The organism is Streptomyces termitum, from assembly GCF_014650175.1.
Classification (GTDB): Bacteria; Actinomycetota; Actinomycetes; order Streptomycetales; family Streptomycetaceae; genus Streptomyces; species Streptomyces termitum.
In genome coordinates, this window is sequence record NZ_BMUL01000007.1 from 326,788 (window position 1) to 345,546 (window position 18,759).

General features: G+C 75.8%; 19 protein-coding genes. 10 read left to right on the forward strand and 9 right to left on the reverse strand.

Annotation, left to right across the window (positions count from 1 at the left end):
* Window positions 1-110: 110 nt before the first annotated feature.
* Window positions 111-332 carry a DUF5133 domain-containing protein gene (locus IE219_RS16360; RefSeq protein WP_189977897.1) on the forward strand — a complete coding sequence of 74 codons (222 nt, stop codon included), beginning with the start codon at window positions 111-113 and terminating at the stop codon, window positions 330-332.
* On the opposite strand, the gene IE219_RS16365 is transcribed toward IE219_RS16360, so the two are convergent.
* Entirely contained in the window at window positions 298-1,524 is a 1,227-nt protein-coding gene (locus IE219_RS16365; protein WP_229849789.1) for an MFS transporter, read from the reverse strand. The genes IE219_RS16360 and IE219_RS16365 overlap by 35 nt on opposite strands.
* Window positions 1,525-1,581: 57 nt before the next feature.
* Here IE219_RS16365 and IE219_RS16370 point away from each other — a divergent pair, with 57 nt between their 5' ends.
* Window positions 1,582-2,160, forward strand: coding sequence for a CGNR zinc finger domain-containing protein (locus IE219_RS16370; protein WP_229849790.1), 579 nt, complete (start codon window positions 1,582-1,584; stop codon window positions 2,158-2,160).
* Window positions 2,161-2,189: 29 nt separating this feature from the next.
* Here IE219_RS16370 and IE219_RS16375 read toward each other — a convergent pair whose 3' ends face one another.
* Window positions 2,190-3,425, reverse strand: coding sequence for a D-alanyl-D-alanine carboxypeptidase family protein (locus IE219_RS16375; RefSeq protein WP_189977900.1), 1,236 nt, complete (start codon window positions 3,423-3,425; stop codon window positions 2,190-2,192).
* 465 nt (window positions 3,426-3,890) lie between these two features.
* On the reverse strand, window positions 3,891-4,928 hold the full coding sequence (locus IE219_RS16380; RefSeq protein WP_189977902.1) for a LuxR C-terminal-related transcriptional regulator: 1,038 nt from the start codon (window positions 4,926-4,928) through the stop codon (window positions 3,891-3,893).
* A 172-nt stretch (window positions 4,929-5,100) separates the two neighbouring features.
* Between IE219_RS16380 and IE219_RS16385 the strand changes: the two genes are divergently transcribed.
* The 5 genes from IE219_RS16385 to IE219_RS16405 all read left to right on the forward strand — a co-directional run bounded on the left by IE219_RS16385 (window position 5,101) and on the right by IE219_RS16405 (window position 7,264).
* A complete protein-coding gene (locus IE219_RS16385) occupies window positions 5,101-5,286 on the forward strand; it encodes a hypothetical protein (RefSeq protein ID WP_189977904.1) in 186 nt (61 codons plus the stop codon).
* 41 nt (window positions 5,287-5,327) lie between these two features.
* Window positions 5,328-5,510: a hypothetical protein gene (locus IE219_RS16390; RefSeq protein WP_189977906.1), complete on the forward strand. Its 183-nt coding sequence runs from the start codon at window positions 5,328-5,330 to the stop codon at window positions 5,508-5,510.
* Between the two features lie 219 nt (window positions 5,511-5,729).
* Entirely contained in the window at window positions 5,730-6,254 is a 525-nt protein-coding gene (locus tag IE219_RS16395) for a stress protein (protein ID WP_189977908.1), read from the forward strand.
* A gap of 59 nt (window positions 6,255-6,313) precedes the next feature.
* Window positions 6,314-6,841 (forward strand): stress protein, encoded by a 528-nt coding sequence (locus tag IE219_RS16400; RefSeq protein ID WP_189977910.1) that lies wholly within the window; start codon window positions 6,314-6,316, stop codon window positions 6,839-6,841.
* Between the two features lie 243 nt (window positions 6,842-7,084).
* Window positions 7,085-7,264, forward strand: a complete 180-nt coding sequence (locus IE219_RS16405) for a hypothetical protein (protein WP_189977912.1) — start codon at window positions 7,085-7,087, stop codon at window positions 7,262-7,264.
* A gap of 83 nt (window positions 7,265-7,347) precedes the next feature.
* Here IE219_RS16405 and IE219_RS16410 read toward each other — a convergent pair whose 3' ends face one another.
* Entirely contained in the window at window positions 7,348-8,079 is a 732-nt protein-coding gene (locus IE219_RS16410) for an SMI1/KNR4 family protein (protein WP_189977914.1), read from the reverse strand.
* Between the two features lie 637 nt (window positions 8,080-8,716).
* Here IE219_RS16410 and IE219_RS16415 point away from each other — a divergent pair.
* Complete coding sequence (locus tag IE219_RS16415; RefSeq protein WP_189977916.1) at window positions 8,717-9,982, forward strand: cytochrome P450 family protein; 1,266 nt, start codon at window positions 8,717-8,719, stop codon at window positions 9,980-9,982.
* A gap of 5 nt (window positions 9,983-9,987) precedes the next feature.
* On the opposite strand, the gene IE219_RS16420 is transcribed toward IE219_RS16415, so the two are convergent.
* From IE219_RS16420 to IE219_RS16435, 4 genes are all read right to left on the reverse strand, one after another.
* Window positions 9,988-10,239 carry a hypothetical protein gene (locus IE219_RS16420; protein WP_189977918.1) on the reverse strand — a complete coding sequence of 84 codons (252 nt, stop codon included), beginning with the start codon at window positions 10,237-10,239 and terminating at the stop codon, window positions 9,988-9,990.
* 115 nt (window positions 10,240-10,354) lie between these two features.
* Entirely contained in the window at window positions 10,355-11,656 is a 1,302-nt protein-coding gene (locus IE219_RS16425) for an FAD-dependent oxidoreductase (protein ID WP_189977920.1), read from the reverse strand.
* Window positions 11,653-13,047: an NAD(P)/FAD-dependent oxidoreductase gene (locus IE219_RS16430; protein ID WP_229849791.1), complete on the reverse strand. Its 1,395-nt coding sequence runs from the start codon at window positions 13,045-13,047 to the stop codon at window positions 11,653-11,655. The genes IE219_RS16425 and IE219_RS16430 overlap by 4 nt, the downstream gene beginning before the upstream one ends.
* Window positions 13,048-13,379: 332 nt before the next feature.
* A complete protein-coding gene (locus tag IE219_RS16435) occupies window positions 13,380-14,828 on the reverse strand; it encodes an FGGY family carbohydrate kinase (RefSeq protein WP_189977922.1) in 1,449 nt (482 codons plus the stop codon).
* A 313-nt stretch (window positions 14,829-15,141) separates the two neighbouring features.
* On the opposite strand from IE219_RS16435, the gene IE219_RS16440 reads away from it, so the two are divergent.
* On the forward strand, window positions 15,142-16,116 hold the full coding sequence (locus IE219_RS16440; RefSeq protein WP_189977924.1) for a hypothetical protein: 975 nt from the start codon (window positions 15,142-15,144) through the stop codon (window positions 16,114-16,116).
* Between the two features lie 109 nt (window positions 16,117-16,225).
* Window positions 16,226-17,758, forward strand: coding sequence for an amino acid permease (locus IE219_RS16445; RefSeq protein WP_189977926.1), 1,533 nt, complete (start codon window positions 16,226-16,228; stop codon window positions 17,756-17,758).
* Window positions 17,759-17,798: 40 nt separating this feature from the next.
* On the opposite strand, the gene IE219_RS16450 is transcribed toward IE219_RS16445, so the two are convergent.
* On the reverse strand, window positions 17,799-18,635 hold the full coding sequence (locus IE219_RS16450; RefSeq protein WP_189977928.1) for a GntR family transcriptional regulator: 837 nt from the start codon (window positions 18,633-18,635) through the stop codon (window positions 17,799-17,801).
* Window positions 18,636-18,759: the final 124 nt, after the last annotated feature.

Genomic DNA, 18,759 nt, shown 5'->3' on the forward strand with positions numbered 1-18,759 from the left:
GGGCGACCCCCGCACCCCGGCGTCACCGAACGTCACCGCGCGGGTCGCGCGCGTGCCCGACCGCGAGGACGATGGAGCGACCCACGAGGGGGTGCCGTCACGGAGGAACCATGCTGCTGCCCGACCGCAACACCGTCGAACGCCTCCTCAGGCACTACCGCGCCCAGGAACTCACCCTCCTCGCCGGCCCCTGCGACCTCACCGTCCGCCGCCGCTTCGAGGACACCGCCTACACCCTGTGCGTCCTCATGGGCGTCCGCTCCACCCCCGAAGCCCTCCGGGCCGCCGAGCACTACCTCACCCCGAGGACCCCGAGCACGACCCCCCTCTGACCCGCCTCCGGAGGCGGCAGGCCCGCGCGCACGGGAGCGCCGACACCAGGCACACGCCCGCCGCGAGCAGCAGCGTCACCGGAAGCGAGCGGACCGCCACCGGCCCCGCCAGCGCGGCCCCCGCCGCGAAACCGGTGATCTTCAGGCTGGCCCCGGTGGTGAACACCCGGCCCCGCAGCCCCGGCGGCGTCCACTCCTGCCGCACCGCGAACAGGGCGGACAACGAGGGCCCCTCGGCCGCGCCCGCCACCGCGAACGCCGCCACCAGCGCCACCGGCCCGCCCGTCGCGGCCAGCCCCCACGCCCCCGCCTGCACCAGCGCCCCGGCCCCCAGCACCGCCATCGGCGGCACGGCCCGGGGCAGCCGGGCGTGCAGGGCGGTCGCCGCCAGCGCCCCGGCCGCCGCCACCGACAGCAGCAGCGCGCCCCGGCCCGGACCGCCCAGCGCCCCGGCGCCGAGCGCCGGCACACAGGCCGCCACCATGCCCTGCGCGGCGGCGCAGCCGACCGAGGAGGACGTCGCCGCCAGCAGCGGCCGCCGCCGCACCACGACCCGCAGCCCCGCCGCGACCGCGCCGAGCAGCCCGACCTCCCGGCCCGCCACGCTCCCCGGCCCGGCGGTCGGCAGCAGCAGGGCGAGGGGAGCCGCCGAGGCCACAAAGGCCGCCGCGAGGACCACCGCCGCCGGCGCGCCGAGGATCAGCGCGGCGCCACCCGCGAGCGCCGGACCGGCCAGGGCCGCCGCCGGGAAGGTGAGCGCGTCGAGCGCGAGCAGCCGGTCCGGCCGCCCGGCCGGGGCGGTCCGGGGAAGCTGCGCGGTCCAGCCGCCCGACAGCGCGGGCCCCGCCAGCCCCGCCACCACCGCCGCCGTCGCGGTGACGGCGAAGGGCAGCCGCCCCAGGGCGGCCAGGACCGCCACCAGCCCCGCCGCGTGGAGGAGCAGCGCCCCGGCCAGCAGCCGGCCCGGCCGCCGGGACCGGTCGAGGAGCACCCCCAGGACCGGCCCGCCCACCGCCGCCGAGGCGGTCGCGCACGCCAGCAGCGCCGACGCCCCGGAGGCCGTACCGGTGAGGGCGAAGCCCGCGAGGGCCAGGGCGGGACCGGACGCCTCGTCCCCGGTCCGGGCCGCCAGCGCCCCGGCCAGGTGACCGCGCGCCGACGGTGGCCGGGTGCGTTCCGTGCTCTTCCGCATGGGCCCCGAGGCTAGAGAGCTAACTCAAAACTGCGCAATATGCGTTACATTCGATGGATGCCCGCCGCCCCCGCCTCCCTGGACCGGCCCGACCGGTACGCCCCCGTCGCCATGGCCCTGCGCACCGCCGCGCTCGTCAACGCCCTGGCCGACCCGGCCGCCGGACCCCGCGCGATCACCGAGGTCCTCCTCGCCCACGGCGAACCCCCGCCCGCCACCGTCGCCCCCGAGGACCTCCCCCCGCTGCGGGCCGCCGCCGCCCGCTTCCGGGAGGTCTTCGCTGCCACCACCGCCGACGGGGCCGCCGCCCTGCTCAACCCCCTCCTCGCGGCCCACACCGGCCCCCTCCGCCTCACCACCCACCACGGCACCACCCCCTGGCACCCCCACCTGGACGCCGACGACGACGCGCCCTGGACGCCCTGGTTCCTGGCCTCCGGCAGCCTGGCCCTCACCCTCCTCCTCTGGGAACGGCAGGCCCCGCCCGGCCGGACCTGCGCCGCCACCCGCTGCGGCACCGTCTTCGTCGCCCACGGCAGCGGACCCGAACGCCGCTACTGCTCCCGCCGCTGCGCCACCCGCGAACGGGTCGCCGCGCACCGCGCCCGCACGGCCGCGGCCCCCGGCGCGGGCTGAGGCCCGGCCGGGGGCCGCGGGAGGGGGCGTCAGGGTTCGCGGCGGGGGCGGCGGCGCCGCCGGGCCCAGAGGGCGAGGGCCGCGCCGCAGGCCGCGCCGACCAGGGCGAGGGGGAGGCCCACCGACGGGCCCTCGTCCCCGGCGGCCGTCGCGGCGGCGGGCGGTGCGGCGGGCGGGGCGCCGGCGCCGCGCGCCGAGACCGCGCGGGTGTCCGACGGCGCCCGCTCGGGGGCCTTCGGCGGGAGCAGCGAGCCGACCGGCCGCACCTTGCCCGAGGCGGCGAAGCCCCAGTCCAGGAGGGAGCGGGCCTCCTCGTACACGGCGAGCCCGCCGCCCGACTGGGGGTTCATCACCGTCGCCACCAGGGTGCGCCCGCCCTGGCGGGCGGCGACGATCAGCGTGTTGCCCGCGTTGGTGGTGTAGCCGTTCTTGACGCCGAGCAGCCCCGGGTAGCGGCCCACGCCGTCGGCGCCGGTGAGCAGCCGGTTGGTGTTGGCGATGCCGTACGACCAGGTGCCCGCCGGGAAGTCGGCGTACGCGGTCGAGCTGTAGTGCACGAACTCCGGGTCGCGCACCCCGGCCCGGCCGAAGACCGCCAGGTCGTACGCGGACGACACCTGGCCCGGCGCGTCGTAGCCGTCCGGCGACACCACGTGGGTGTCCATCGCCCCCAGCGACCGGGCCTTCTCCTGCATCTGGCGGGCCATCGAGTCCCAGCCGCCGCTCATCGCCGCGAGGACGTGCACGGCGTCGTTGCCCGAGCTGAGGAAGACGCCGTTCCACAGGTCGGAGACCCGGTACGTGTACCCCTCCTTCACCCCGACCAGACTGCTGCCCTCGCCCATCCCCATCAGTTCCTCGTCGGCCACCGTGTGCCGCTCGGACGCCCGGTGGCGAGGCAGCACCGTCAGCGCGAAGAGGGTCTTGAGGGTGCTGGCCGGGGGCAGCTTCCGGTGCGCCGCGCGGGCGGCCAGCACCTCGCCGGTGTCGGCGTCGGCCACCAGCCAGGACAGGGCCGAGAGGGACGGCACGGCGGGCGCGCCGGGCAGCGGCCGCACCTGCGTCCCGGACCGGTGCAGCCGCGCCGGGTCCACGGATCCCCGCGCGGGAGGGGGCGGTTCGGTGCCCGCGGCCGGGGCGGATGCGGAGGCCGACACCGGCACGCGGGGCGGGGCCGCGGCACGGGCGGCCAGGGGGGTGGAGAGCACGAGCAGCATCGCGGCGGAGCCCGCGGCGGCATGGCGAAGGGCTGACGTGACGATCATTCAGCCACCGTAGGAAGGCGCCGCGCGGGCCGCAGGACGGAGTGCGCCACCCGGCGTAGCGAACACGACGCCGGGCGGCGCGTCGCGCGGCGGTCGGGTGGTCGTGCACCCGCCGCGCACCGCCGCACGGGTGATGCCCCGTCGGGAGGAGGGGCGGGCACGGAGGGATCCGACGGGACGCGAACAGTGGGGCGGATACAGGGGGTTCGGGGGCCTGTCTCCTTGAAGGGCCAGGGGCGCCACTCCTGCTGGTAGGCGGGGTGCTCGGCGCCGCCGACGCTGTCCGGCGTTCCGTAGGAGCCCCCTGCCACCGGCGGAACGCGCCGACGCCGGCCGGATCGCCGCCGGCGCCCGCGCCGCCCTCGGTCCGGACGCCTTCGCGCGGGTCTTCGCCCGGAGCGCCGCCGTCCCCGCCCGCAGTGCCTACCCCGGCCCGGTCACCCTGGCCTGACGCCCTCCCCCGTCCTACGGTCCCGTCGCCGCCCGGGTCGATGGGGGTTCGACCGGTGCTGCGGCGGGGGAGCAGGCGGAGAGCAGGTAGCCGGCCTGGAAGCGGCTGGTGGCCCCGAGTTCCTCCATCATCTCGGAGATGTGGCGGCGGCATGTCCGCAGGGACATGCCGAGCTTGCGGGCGATGACCTCGTCCTTGCTGCCGTCCGCCAGCATCTTGGCGATGGTCGTGCGCAGCGCGTTGGCTGTGAAGCTGCTGTAGGAGGTGGCGAAGGGTTCGGCCAGGCTCCACGCGGTGCCGAAGACGCTGCACAGGAAGGCGACGGCCGAGGGCTCGCGCAGCACCACCCCGGCGTGCGGGTTGTCCCACACGGGGAGGAAGGCCGTCTCGCGATCGAAGATGATCATCTTGCCGAACAGCTCACCCAGCGTACGAATCTCCCCGCCGGCGGCGATCACCTTCGCCGCGTACTCCTGCGTGGGCGGGCTGTAGCGGGCGGTGTGCTGGTAGAGGGTGCGCATCCGCACCCCCCGGGAGATCAGGGCGAGGTCGCGGGGCAGGGCCCGCTCCAGGTGCCCGGCGGGCCGCCCTCCACCCGGCTGTACGGTCAGGCACTCGTGGACGCAGCGGCCGGCGGCGTCGGAGATGAGGGTCATCACCCGATCCCGGGAGTCGATGACATCAATCCCGCCGACCTCGCCGCGGCGCTGCCCGGCCGCCTCGTACAGGGGGTTCAAGGCTGTCAACCGGGCTCGTGTGCGGTCGAGTTCCGCCAGTCTGCGGCGCAGCGCGTCCTCCTCCTCGCCCACGAGTTCGGCGGCGGCGGTACGCGGACTGACGGCTGTGAGGAGGCCGTCGCTGCCCGGGACCGAGGTGAGGAGCCGGTCGCGCAGCAGGTTGGCGACGGTGGTCTCGGCCTCGCGCGTCGAGACGCCGAGTGCGAGGGCGAGCGCGTCGGGTGAGGTGGAGCCGTGCTCCAGGACATGACGGTACGCCCGGATATCGAGGTCCGCTAAGGGGCCGACCGTGCCTTCTTGTCCGTATATGGCCATAATATCCCGCCTCATCAAGGGGACATGCACCTTACTGGCAGGAAAGAGCGCTGGACCGGGGCCGAGGTTCCGCCTGATGCTTGAGGAGAGCCGGGGGGAGGAAGAGGAACCGCCCGGAAATGCCTCGCGAAAGCGAAGCCAATCCAGGGGAAAACGAGCGCGGGAGAATTCAATGAAACTGTCCAAGGCCATCGCCACCGTGGTCCTCACCGCCGCGACCTTCGGCCTGGGGGCCCATACGGCCTCCGCCGCTCCCGGCCTCGACCGGTCCACCCCGTCGGCCCACTCGACCACCGCCGACGGGTCCCGTGACACCGAATGGGGCTGCAAGACCCCCGACTGCAAACCGCCCCGCTGAACCACCGGGCGGGGCGCGACACCCGACACGAGAGGTGAGACGTGAGGAGTGAGAGGCGCCGCCGCACAGCGGCGCTGGCACTGCCGACCCTGCTGATCCTGCTGTTCCTCGCCGTACGGGCGCTGACGACCGGCCGCCGCCGCGCCGCCCGACCGCACGGGGCCGCACCGGCCGCCCCCCGCGCGGAGGAGGACCTGGCCGACCACCTGGTCACCTCCTGGTGAGGGTGGACCACCGGCCCGAGGCGCCGTCCGTACACCCCGTACGGGCCGTGTAAATCTCCGGGAACGCCCCGGAAATCACCGGGTGAACACCTGCGGACATCGTCGCGAGCATCCTCGCGTATCCCATCGTGAAATTCCTCGAAGCGGCGAATCCGGGGACCCGTGTGCCCGAAGAAACCCGGAACTGACTTTCCATGCACCCGAAAAGGAGAAATGAAGATGAGTGTCTTCCGCAACCGCGCCGCCCTGCTGATCGCCACCACCGCCGCCCTCGCGGCGGTCGCCCTGCCCGCGTCCGCCGCCCAGGCCATGCCCTTGCCGGCGGTCACCGTCTCCTCCGCCCCGACGCACCAGCCCGCCGGCGAAGTCGGCGCGATGGCCGGCAAGGTCGACGTGATCTCCGCGGCCCTCGACATCACGAAGAAGATCATCAACATCGTCAACGACGCCATCGAGCGCGGCCAGAACCGCTCGGGCTACGTCAAGAGCCTGATGGAAGGCTCCTTCTACGAGTCCGGCCAGCGCTACAACGTCATGGTCATCAACGATGAGCTCGATTACTACGGCGAGCTCTACAACATCGTCTACGACGCCAAGGTCAGCGGTATCCACGGCCGCTACCGCGTCCTGGTCTTCGACTCCGGCCAGTTCTGGAACAAGGGCGACGGCGGCTGGATCAACTGGGCCTTCCGCGGGGTCTTCGACCGCGACGGCGGCCACGTCACCTTCCGCAAGTTCTCCTGACCCACCCCCACCCCCACCCCCACCCTCACCCCTTTCCTCGAACCACCGGGAGCACCGTCATGAACCTCAAGCCGACCCGCACCACCGCGCTCGCGGGCCTCGCCCTCGCCGCCGCCGTCACCGTGGGGGCCGTCGCCCCCGTCCAGGCCGCGGAACGCCCCGCCCGCACCGCCACCACGCCGGCCTCGACCACCGCCGGGGACCTCGGGGCCACCGCCGACGAGAAGACCCCCGTCGTCAGCGTCTCCATGGACCAGCTCGGCGTGGCCGGCAAGGTCGCCGACGCGGTCCGCGGCGTGAAGACCTCCGACCGCGGCAAGTTCGTCCAGGAAGCCGTCAAGGCCGCCTTCGATGCCGCCGGCGGCCGGCACAACGTGATGCTGTTCAACCTGTCCCAGAATTACGACGACCGCTTCCAGGGCACCCGCGTCTACGCCAACGTCAAGTGGGGCAACATTTACTACGGCCTGTGGATCTTCGAGTCCGGTACGTTCGCCAACGGCGGCGACGGCGGCTGGATCAACTGGGGCATGATGGGCTGGTTCGACCGCAACGGCGGGGCCGTCACGTTCCACCGCTCCTGGTAACCCTTGCGCGTATCCCGGCCGGGCCCGCTTCGGACTCTTCCCCGAGGCGGGCTCGCCTCGCGCGGTCGACGGCCCACGAGAGGCCCGGCCCGTGGCCCACGAGGCGGCGTGTGAGGTTCGGTCACGATGTCACTGAACGGCTCTGTCGGGAATCTTGGGTTGTCGGGCAGGGCCGGCGGCTGCGCCAGGACCAGGGCGGCCCGTGGGCCGGCCACGGAGACATCGCCCTGCGGACCGGGGCCGATGCCCGAGGGAGGCGCCCTGCTCCTGGCGCTCGGCCTTTTTCTGGACGACCGCGACACCGCGGTCGCCGAGGTGTACCTCCAGAAGTTTGTCCAGCGCCGGCACTTCCCCGCGGTTGGCGGCGCGGAGATCGGGCAGATCGTGTTGTCCCGGGAAGGGCTCGCGCTCAAGCCCGGCTGACCTGGCGGTTCCACCCGCGCGGGGCAGCGGGTGCAGCCTCGGACGATGCCCTCCGCGATGCCGGGCAGGAGCCCGGGACGTGGTCAGCGGTAGTCGTTGAGCCAGTCGCCCGGGATCAGGTCACGAACGCGGTCGAGATCCGCTGTCGTCCGGCCGCGGGCCCAGATGGCCACACCAGCGTCTTCCCGCAGAAGGACGTCCTGGCCCAGGAACCACCGGGAGCCGTTCTCCTCGCCGGCGGGATACGCGGGGAACGGCAGCCGGACGGCGTTCTCCTCCAGGAGTTCGATGCTGTGGTGATCCGGGTTGAGGAAGTCACACGGCCCTTCATCCGCCTGCACCTGAACGGCCTCGGACAACACGATCTCGACGAAGCAGAGGGACAGATGCTCCAGCCAGGGCTTCCACCGCTCGGCGCTCTTGTCGGCCAGGTCAAGCCGCATGAATACCGCAGGATCGTCGTCCTGGAGGCTGTTCAGGAGAATGCCCCACGACGCGGCTCCCTGGTTCTCATGACGGAAGACCAGGGCTTCCTCGGCGGCATCCACATACAGCTCAGCCGGGTCCAGCAGCATGTCGTGGTTGCTGGTCAGATCGTGACGGCGACCGAACAGCAGATACGCCTCGCGCAGCGCGGCCGGGAGTCGGACACCCAGCCTCTGCTCCGTCGCCCGCAGATCGGCCTCCGTCCACCCGTCACCGTCTTCCAGGCCGTGGACCCAGTGCGCAGCAAAGTCCTGGATGAAGTTCCACGCACCACCGCGGTCGTCGACGCCCCTGGCGAGCGACGCAACAAGATCGAACCCTTGTGTCATGCCGGGACGATAACCGTTCCGCTCGTCATCCTCTCCGCACACCGACACGCCGACCTCGCACTCTCGGACTCGCCGACATTCTCGCGGCGCATGTACGACGCGATTGTCCCGCCCTACTCGACAAGCGACTCCTGGCAGCCCCCTTCTACCGCCCGTCGACACTGACCTCCTGGCAGGCGAAGACAGACTGGATCGAGCCCGACCTCGCTCCTTTCCCGTGGCAGGACGTCGGCCGGGGGCAGTTCCGGGAGGAAGCGGAGCGGTGACCGAAACCGCGGACAACGCCGCACGGGTTCAGCAGGACGTGAAGACCGGCTGGGCCTGCCGCACGCGGCGCCGGCGGAGCTGTGCTCGGCGGACCGTTCCGCTCTCGCTGGGGGACCTGTTCGCCTGCGCTGACGCCGAGGGTGTCAAGCTGCGGATCGACGGCACCGACGTGCAGGTCCGCCGCCCTCGCGTGGGACGCCCCGGCCGCACGCCGAGCGCACGCACCGAACGACCCGGCCTGATCCGACGCGCATGGTCGGACAGGCCCTAGGATGCGGGCGGCCGTCCTCCCGGCCGGGTGCCGGGGGAGGGGGCGGTTCCGTTCCGCCGGTCGGCGTGGCGGGTCTTCTCGGGGGCAGGAGTGGTGGAGATGGCAGTGCGTCCCGGACCGGCCGAGGGCCGCGACCCGGTGCCGGAGCCGTACCGGCTCGACCCGGCCGGCGGCTGCCCGCACGCGGCCGGCGCCCGGCTCCTCGCCCGGGGCGCCGTCGCCCCCGTGGAGCTGCCCGGCGGCATCGAGGGCATGGCGGTCCTCGGCCACGACGCCCTGCGCGACTTCCTCGCCCACCCCGACGTCGCCAAGGACCCCCGGCACTTCACCGCGCTCGCGGAGGGCCGGATACCCGAGGGGTGGCCGCTGCGGACCTTCGCCACCGTGCCCGGCATGATCACCGCCGACGGCGCCGACCACCGGCGGCTGCGGGCCCTCGTCGGCAGCGCCTTCACCGCCCGCCGCGTCGAGGCGCTGCGCCCCCGCGTCGAGGCGGTGGCGGCGGAGCTCCTCGACGGGCTCGCCGGGGCCGCCGCCCGGGACGGCGGCGTCGCCGACCTGCGCCGCCACTACGCTCTGCCGCTGCCGCTCCGCGTCATCTGCGAACTCTTCGGCGTCGACCCCGCCCACCAGGAGCCGCTGCACCGGCTGTCCAGTCTCGTCGTCGCCACCGACACCCCGCCCGAGCGGGCCGTCGCCGCCAACCGGGACCTCCTCGCGCTCCTCGCGGCCATCGCCGCCGCGAAGGCGTCGGCCCCCGGCGACGACCTGACCAGCGCCCTCCTCGCCGCCCACGACGAGGACGGCGACCGGCTGACCCGGCCCGAGCTGATCGGCACCCTGCTGCTGATGATCGTCGCGGGCCACGAGACCACCCTCAACCTCGTCACCAACGCCGTCCGGGCCCTGTGCGCCCACCGCGACCAGCTCGCCCTCGTCACCGGCGGCCGGGCCACCTGGGCGGACGCCGTCGAGGAGACCCTGCGCTGGGACAGTCCCGTCGCCTACTTCCCCTTCCGCTACCCCACCCGGGACCTGGCCGTCGGCGGCACGGTGATCCCCCGGGGCACGCCCGTCCTCGCCGGATACGCGGCGGCGGGCCGCGACGGCGCGGCGCACGGCCCGGACGCCGACCGCTTCGACCTCACCCGGACCGGCGGCCCCCGGCACCTCTCGCTGGGCCACGGACCCCACTACTGCCTGGGCGCCCCGCTCGCCCGGATGGAGGCGGCCGTCGCCCTCGAAGCGCTCTTCACCCGCTTCCCCGAACTCGACGTCGCCGTCCCGGAGCCCCGTCTGGCCCGCCACGCGGGCTTCGTCGGCAACAGCGTGCGGGCCCTCCCGGTCCGCCTCGCCACGGCCTGACGGGCTCAGGCGGCGGGGTCCCGGCCCGGCACCGGGGCCGGGGGAGTCCGCAGGGCGGAGACCAGCCGCAGCAGCCGGTCCTCGTTCCCCGCGAGGCCCGCCGCGCGGAGCGCCTCGTCGGCCTCGGCCATCGGGCTGGTCAGCATCATCCCCGCGTACGGGGCCAGGCCCGGGTCCGTCAGCACGGCCTGGGTCGACTCCAGGAGGCGCAGATACGCCTGGGCCGCGGCGCGCTCCGTGGCACTGATGGTGGTCATGTCGGGCTCCCTCTCGACGGCTTGACGCGTCCCACCACCCTCTCGCACGGGTCCGACAATGCCCCTCAGGCCCGCCCGCGCGACCGCCCGAAGGACCCAAGCCCTCCCCCCGGCGTCACCCCTTCGCCCCGGCCTCCACCGGCCCGCCGGCCGGATCCGTCGCGGTCTCCGCACGCCCGCCGTCCCCGCACCCGTCGTCCGCGCCGACCTCCACCGGCCCGCCGTCCGGGTCCGCCCCGCGCGTCCACTCCGGGCCCAGCCGCAGGGGCCGCCACGGCAGGAGGGCCGCGGGCAGCCGGTCGCGGCGCAGGACCCGGCCGTCCTGGGCGACGGTCAGCACCGGCCGTACGAGGACCCGCCCGGCCCGCACCAGCAGCGGCCCCGGCTCCGGCCCGAGGAGGTCCGGCCGCACCCGGGCCAGCGCCCCCGCCGCCACCACCGGCGGGCCCTGCGCCGCGCCGGACGCGCGCCCGGCGAGGAACGCCAGGACGGCCCCGGCGGCGGCCCGGCCCTCGGCGGCGGCCCGCACCGCGGGCCCGCCGCCGCCCAGCAGGCCGCCCGCCGCGAACACCCCCGGCGCGGTGGTCCGCAGCGCCCCGTCGGCCACCGGGCCCCGCCCGCCGGGGGCGAGCGGCAGCCCCGCCGCGCGGGCCACGTCGTGCTCGGCGACCCAGTCGCCGGTGAGGACCAGGGTGTCGCAGGCCAGCGTCCGCGACCGCCCGTCCGGGCCCCGTACCACCACCGAGGCGAGCCGCCCCCGCCCGGTCAGCTCCGTCACCGCCGTCTCCGCGAGGACCGGCGCGCCCACGGCGCCGACCGCCGCGCGCGGCCCCGGGCACACCACGGCCGCGACCGCCACGCCCGCACCGCGCAGCAGCCGCACGGCGTGCCGGGCCGCCGGGTCGTCGCCGAGGACCACGGCGCGCCGCCCGATCCGCTCCGGGCGCGGCCCGAACACCTCCAGCGTCCGCAGCAGCCCGCCGGTGGTGAAGACCCCCTCGGCCCGGGTGCCGGGCAGCAGCCGGGCCGCCCGGGACCGCTCCCGGGCGCCGGTCGCGAGCACCACCGCCCGCGCCCGCACCGTCTCCGGGCCGGTCGGGGCGGTGACCTCCAGGAGCAGCGGCGCGGCCCAGCCGGTGGCCGACACGCCGGTGCGCAGGGCCGCTCCCGCGCGGACCGCCGCGCCGACCGCCCGGCGGGCGTGGCCGGGGCCGTCGAGGGGTCGGCCCCGGGCGTCCGCGCCGAAGCCGGTGCCGGGGCAGAGGCGGGGCAGGCCGCCGGGGGCCGCGTCCCGCTCCAGGACCTCGACCCGCCCGGCGCCGGCCGCCGCCAGCCGGGCCGCCGCCGCGAGCCCCGCCGGGCCCGCGCCGACCACCAGCACGTCCACCGCCCGTTCCGTCGGTTCCGGTCCGTTCACCGGCGGCCGTCCTTCCCGTGCTCCTCCAGCAGGGCGCGCACGGCGGCCCCGCAGTGCGTGCCCTGGCAGTCGCCGGCCCCGGCCCGGGTGCGGCGGCGCAGCCCGCCGGGCCCGGCGGGCGGCACGGGCGAGGCGAGCGCGGCCAGCAGCGCGCCCCGGGTGACGTGCTCGCAGTGGCAGACCACCGCGCGGCGCGCCGGATCGCGGTCGGGGCGCGCCGCGCGGGGGTCCGGCATCCGCACCGGGGCGAGCGGGCGTTCCGGCCCGGCGCGCAGCCCGCACTCGGCGAGCAGCCCGAGGACGTGCTCGGCGAGCGCCAGGGAGGCGGACAGGCCGGTGGAGCGGATCCCGCCGACGGTCACGTACCGCAGCGCCGGGTGGGCGGCGCACCGGTAGTCCTCCCGTCCGGTGGCGGCCCGCAGTCCCGCGTAGACGGCGGTCACCTCCTCGTCGGCCAGGCCGGGCACGATCCGCGCGCCCCGCTCCCGCAGCCCGGCGAGGCCGTCGGCGGTGGTGCCGGTGGCGGTGCGGTCGTCGAGGTCCTCGGCGGTCGGCCCGACGAGCACGTTGCCGTACACGGTGGGGGCGACGAGGACGCCCTTGCCGAGCGGCCCCGGCACGGGCAGCAGGATGTGCCGGACCAGGTCGCGGGCGGCCCTGCCGTGCACGAGGAGCTGGCCCCGGCGCGGGGTGACGGTGGAGTCGGCGACGCCGAGGAGGGCGTCGAAGCGGTCCGCGTACAGGCCGCAGGCGTTGACCAGGTGGCGGGCGGTGAGAGTGCCCCGGGTGGTGGTCAGCCGGTGCGGGGCGCCGGGCCCCGGCGTGCCGACCGAGGTGACCCGGCAGCCGAGGTGGAGGTCGGTGCCGTTCAGGACGGCCTGGGAGGCGTAGGCGAGGGGGGTGCTCCAGGGGCAGATCACCGACTCGCCGGGGACGGAGAGCGCGCCGAGCGCGCCGGGGCCGAGCCGGGGCTCGCGGTGGCGCAGCTCGTCCGGGCCGAGGAGGCGGGTGGCGCGGTGGCCGTTGCGGGCCGCCTTGGCGGCGAGGCCGGGCAGCGCGGCCCGCTGCTCCTCGTCCCAGGCGACGAGCAGCGCGCCGACCGGTTCGACGGGGATGCCGGTCTCGGCGGCGTAGGCGGTGAGGAGCCGGTGCCCGGTCCGGACGAGCCCGGCCTCCAGGGTGCCGGGGGAGGCGTCGAAACCGGTGTGGAGGATGGCGGTGTTGGCCTTCGAGGTGCCCTCGCCGACGTCGTCCGCCGCGTCGACGAGCGCGACCCGCAGCGGGTGGCGGGCCAGGGCGCGGGCGACGGCGCACCCGACGACCCCGGCACCGACCACCACGACGTCGTACGCGGCCTCCGCCCCGGCGGGCAGCGGCCCCCGCCGGCTCACCGCCCCCGGCACCGGCCGCCCGCCCCGCCCGCCTCGCGGGGAGCCACCGGCCTCCGCCCCGACGGTCCGGCGCGCCGGCCCCGGGGACGGCGCGCCGACCCGCCGCACGCGGCTCGGAGCCGTACCGGAGGACGACGCGTCCACCGGGCCCGCACCGGAGGACGACACACCGGCCGGGACCGGGGTGGAGGACGGGGCGTCGGCCGGGCCCGGGGTGGAGGGCGGGATCGCGGTCCGGCTCGGGCCGGTGGGCGGCGGGCCGGGCCGGGCCGGGGCGGAAGGGGGTGTGCCGGTGCCGGTGCCGGTGGCGGGAAGGGCTGTCGCCGTGGTGGTCACGCGGGCTCTCCCGCGCGGGCCAGGACCGCGTCCACCTCGGTGCGGAAGCGGGCCAGGCGGGTCGCCGCCTCGTCGGCGGAGATCGCGGGCTCGTACACCGCCGACGGCTTCCAGGCCGGTACGGCCTCCGGGACCGTGAGGGACGGGTCGTGGCCGAGGCGGGCCAGCGCGGCGGCGCCGAGGGCGGTGGCGTCGGGCAGCGCGGAGACCTCGACCGGCAGCTGGAGCAGGTCGGCCTGGGTCTGCATGAGGAGCGCCGAGCGGGTGAGGCCGCCGTCGGCGCGCAGCGTCTCCAGGGGTGCGCCCCGGTCGGCGGCGGCCGCGGCGGCGAGTTCGGCGACCTGGGCGGCGATGCCCTCGACGAGGGCCCGGACCAGGTGGCCCCGGCCGGTGTCGAGGCCGAGGCCGGTGAGCGAGCCGCGGGCGTCGCCGCGCCACCAGGGGGCGGCGAGTCCGGCGAGCGCGGGCACGAAGGACACCCCGCCGGTGTCGGGGACGGTGGAGCCGACGGCGTCGAGGTCGGCGGCCCCGCCGATCACCCCGAGGTCGGTGAGCCAGCGGACGGCGGAGGCCACCGTGTACACCTGCCCGTCGAGGCAGTGCTCGGCGCGCCCGCGCAGCCGCCAGGCGACGCAGCCGACGAGTCCGCCGGTGGCGGTCCGGGGGCGCGGTCCGGTGCGGGCCATCAGGAACGCGCCGGTGCCGTAGGTGCACTTGGCGGCGGCGGGCGCGGTCGCGCTCTGGACGAGGAGGGCGGCCTGCTGGTCCACGACGAGGCCGGTGAGCGGGATCGGCGGCCCGAACGCGGTGGTGGTGCCGACCGGTTCGTCGCAGTCGGCGATCCGGGGGAGGCGCTCCCCGGCGAGTCCGTACCGGTCGAGGGCGCGCGGCGACCAGGCGACGGCGGCCGGGTCGAGGAGCCCGGTGCGGCCCGCGGTGGCCGCGTCGGTGGCGAAGGCGCCGGTGAGCCGGTGGACCAGCCAGGCGTCGCTCGTCGTCACCACCCCGGCGCCGGTCGCGTGCCGACGGATCCAAGCCATCTTCGGCGCGGCGAAATAGGGATCGACGGGCAGACCGGTCAGGGCGAGCAGTTCGCCGGCGTGCGGGGCGAGCCCGGCGCAGATCCCGGCGGCCCGGCGGTCCTGCCAGACGAGCGCGTCGGTGAGCGGCGTACCGTCGGCCGGGTCCCAGGCGAGCACCGTCTCGCCCTGGTTGGCGAGACCGGCCGCGACGACCGGCACGCCGGCCTCGGCGAGCGCCGCGCGGCCGGCCGCGACGACGGAGCCGTACAGCTCGGCGGGGTCGGCCTCGACCCGTCCGCCGGGCAGGTACCGGGGCCGGACGGGGGCGCTGCCGGTGCCGAGGACGCCGCGTTCGGGGCACAGGACGAGCGCCTTGGTGCCGGAGGTTCCCTGGTCGACGGCGAGTACCGGACCGCCCGTCATGAAGCCGCTCCCGTTCCTGGGGGACACCGGCGACGACCGGGCGGCCCGAGGGCTCCGCCGGGTGATCGTCCGGTCACGGAAAGGGGTCAGGCTGGCGGCCCCGCGGCGCCCCGTCAAGCATGCCGGGGCGACCCTGTCAGGTCGGTCCGTCAAACCTGACAGTAGCTCAAAATAGCTCTCTGTCTTGATAGTTGCGGTCACGGAGCAATCCCGGACGGTCACCTTCGGTCGCGCCTATAGTGAGCGCCGCTCGCCGACCGACCCCGCTCCACCGAGGACCGATGACGACCCCCACGCCGCGCCCCGCCCCCCGATGACCGGATCCGGATTCCGGCCCGTCTTCCACCCCGCCGGCCACGACCACGCCCTGCGCCACGCGCTCCAGGACCTGCGCGCCGGCCGCTGGGGCGCCATGGCCCGGCTCCTCGACGACACCCCCCACTGGGACGGCTGGACCCGCCGCACCCAGGTCCTCGCCACCGTCGCCGCCGGCACCGACGTCGTCCACGCCTGGCGCGCCGAGGACCCCGACAGCGCCGCCGCCGCCGTCATGCACGGCCGGGTCGCCGTCGAGCGCGCCGTCCGCGCCCACCGCGCCGGACACGCCCGGACCCGCACCCTGTGGCAGGAGGCGTGGACGGCCTGCCGGGAGGCCGCCGGGCGCGCCCCCGCCGACCCGGTGCCCTGGATCGGCCTGCTCGCCCTCGCCGCGCTCGACGCCCGTCGGCACATCGCCGAGCACCGCGTCCGCCCGCCCGCCCCCATGCTGCCGCCCGGCCCGTGGGGGCTCCTCGCCGAGGCCGACCGGCGGGACCCGTACAACCGCGAGGCGTACCACCGGATGCTCCAGTTCGTGTACGCGCGCAGCGACGGCCCGCTCTCGGAGGCCGTCAACTACGTCCAGTGGGCGGCCTCCACCGCCCCCACCGGCTCCCCGCTGCACGCCCTGCCGCTCTATGTGCGGGTCGAGCGCTACCGCCGCGCCCGGGGCCACGAGCACGCCCTCGACCTGCACTGGGTCGCCGAGGACGCGATCCGCGAGGCCCGGCACGCGATGGACGAGTGGTTCCTCTTCTGCGCCGTCCCCGAGGCGTCCCCGCTGGACCTCAACCACCTCGCGCACGCCCTCTACGGCGCGCTCCACTTCACCGACGCCGCCCGGGTCTTCGAGGCCCTCGGCCCCTACTACACCACCCTGCCCTGGGCCGACCGGGTCCCGCGCCCGGCCGACCGGTCCCGCGCCGAGGAGGTCTTCCTGCGGGCCCGCGCCCGCTGCCTCGCCGGCTGACCCCCGATCCGTCCCCGACCTGTCCCCGACCTGTCCCTGATCTGTCCTTGACCTGTTTTTGATCTGCCCCCCACAGGAACCCGTCCGTCCCCGACCCGGAGGTCCCCCGATGCCCCGCTCCGCCCCCTCGGAAGCCCGGCGCACCCCGCCCGAGGCCCTGCCGGACGAGGAGGCCCGGCTGCGCGAACTGGGCTACCAGCCCGTCCTGGCCCGCCGCATGGGCGGCTTCGGCAACTTCGCCATCAGCTTCTCGGTCATCTCCGTCCTCTCCGGCTGCATGACCCTGTACGGCTTCGGCCTCGGCACCGGCGGCCCCGCCGTCATGCTCTGGGGCTGGGCCGGCGTCGGCCTCTTCGTCCTCTGCGTCGGCCTCGCCCTCGCCGAGGTCACCAGCGCCTACCCCACCTCCGGGGCGCTGTACTACATGGCCGACCGGCTCGGCGGCCGCCGCTGGGGCTGGTACACCGGCTGGCTCAACCTGCTCGGCCTGCTGGGCGCCATCGCCGGCATCGACTACGGCGCCGCCCTCTTCACCGGCGCCTTCCTGAACCTCCAGTGGGGCTTCGCGCCCACCCCGGGCTCCACCTTCCTCATCTTCCTGGCGATCCTGCTGCTGCACGCCGCGCTCAACCTCTTCGGCGTCCGCCTCGTCAGCGTCCTCAACTCGATCAGCGTCTGGTGGCACCTGGCCGGCGTCGCCGTCATCGTCGGCGCCCTCGCCCTGGTCCCCGACCACCACCAGTCGGCGAGCTTCGTCTTCACCGAGTTCGTCAACGACACCGGCTGGGCCAACCCGTTCTACGTCGCCGCGATCGGCCTGCTCCTCGCCCAGTACACCTTCTCCGGGTACGACGCCTCCGCCCACCTCTCGGAGGAGACCGCGAACGCCTCCGTCACCGCCGCCAAGGGCATCGTCCGCGCCATCTGGGTCTCCTGGATCGCCGGCTTCGCCCTGCTCGCCGGACTCACCTTCGCCATCCAGGACTACGCGGGCACCGTGAACAGCGCGACCGGCGTGCCGCCCGCCCAGATCCTCCTGGACGCGCTCGGCACCGGCGGCGCCACCGCCCTGCTGCTCGTCGTGATCGTCGCCCAGCTGTTCTGCGGCAACGCCGAGGTGGCCGCCGCCAGCCGGATGGTCTTCGCCTTCAGCCGCGACAACGCCCTGCCCGGCTCCGCGACCTGGCGGAAGGTCAGCTCCCGCACCCAGACGCCGGTGCCCGCCGTCTGGCTCTCCGTCGCCGTCGCCGCCGTGCTCGCGCTGCCCTCGCTGTACTCGGCCACCGCCTACGGCGCGGTCACCGCGATCAACGTCATCGGCATCACGCCCGCCTATGCCATCCCGATCCTGCTGCGCCTGCGGGCCGGGCGTGCCTTCACGCCCGGCCCGTGGAGCCTCGGCCGCTGGAGCCGGCCGATCGGCTGGACCGCCGTCTGCTGGGTCGCCGTCGTCACCGTCCTGTTCTGCCTGCCGCAGAAGAGCCCGGTGACCGTGGACACCATGAACTACGCGGTCATCGCGCTCGCCGCGGTGCTGCTCCTCTCCACCGTCTGGTGGTACGTCGCCCGCCGCTCGTACGGCACGCCGACCGCGTACGGCAGCGCCCGCGAGGAGGCGGAGATCGCGGAGGGCATCGTCTGAACCGCGGCCCCCGGGCGGGAGCCCGCGCGCCCGGTCGTCGTCACGGACTGTATTCGTACGTCCAGGCCGCCTCCCGGGCCGAGAAGTCGATGTCCGTGATCTCCAGGACGTGCCCGTGCTGGTCGCTCACCACCCGGTGGACGCTCAGCCGGGCCGTCCCGCCGGGCACCGACCCGGGCTCGCCGGGCGGGATCCGCACCGACTCGCGGTGGGTGGCCCGCAGTCCGGCCTGGTGCATCCAGTGGTAGAGCAGGCGCAGGTCCGGCCGGTTCACCCCGTGGCGCATCCGCCGGTAGCGGGCGAGCTGCGGGATCTCGGCCAGCGCGGGCCGGGAGAACCACGACACCGCTCGCTGGAGCTCGGCCCCCTGCGGCGCGAGCACCGTGTGACGGTGCACCAGGGTCGGTTCGCCGGGGGTGAGTTCCAGCCGGGGCGCCAGCGCGGCGGGCGGCGGTTCCCAGCGGAGCGAGGCCCTGACCAGGGCGTCCGCGGCGCGCGGCCCGCCGGGGAAGACCGGTCTGGACGCGGCGGACTGCGCCTCGGACGGCCTGTCCCCGCCCGATGCCAGATCCGCCGCGAAGGTGCCCCGCCGGTCGGTGACCACGAGCCGCTCCTCGCGCAGCAGATGGAGCGCGCTGCGGACGGTCTGCCGGTTGACGTGGTACCGCTGCGCCAGGGACCGCTCCGAGGGGAGCCGGGTGCCGGGGGCGAGGGTGTGGCGGGCGAGGCCCTCCCGCAGGGCGGCGGCGACCCGCAGATAGCGGGGCACCTCCCCGTCGGTCACCTCTTCCCCCGGGGCCTCCCCGTCGGGTGCCCCCTTCCCCGTGGTCTCCCCACCGGGGGCCTCCTCGGGAGGCGGGTCATCGAGGACGTCCATGGTCAACCCCTTCTTCGCTCAGTGTGACAGCATGGGCCGTATGGGTGATCAATACCTATCATTGGTCTAAACCATTCCGCTAGGGCGACCGTGCAGAGTGGCCGAAACCCGTGGCGCCCCCTGT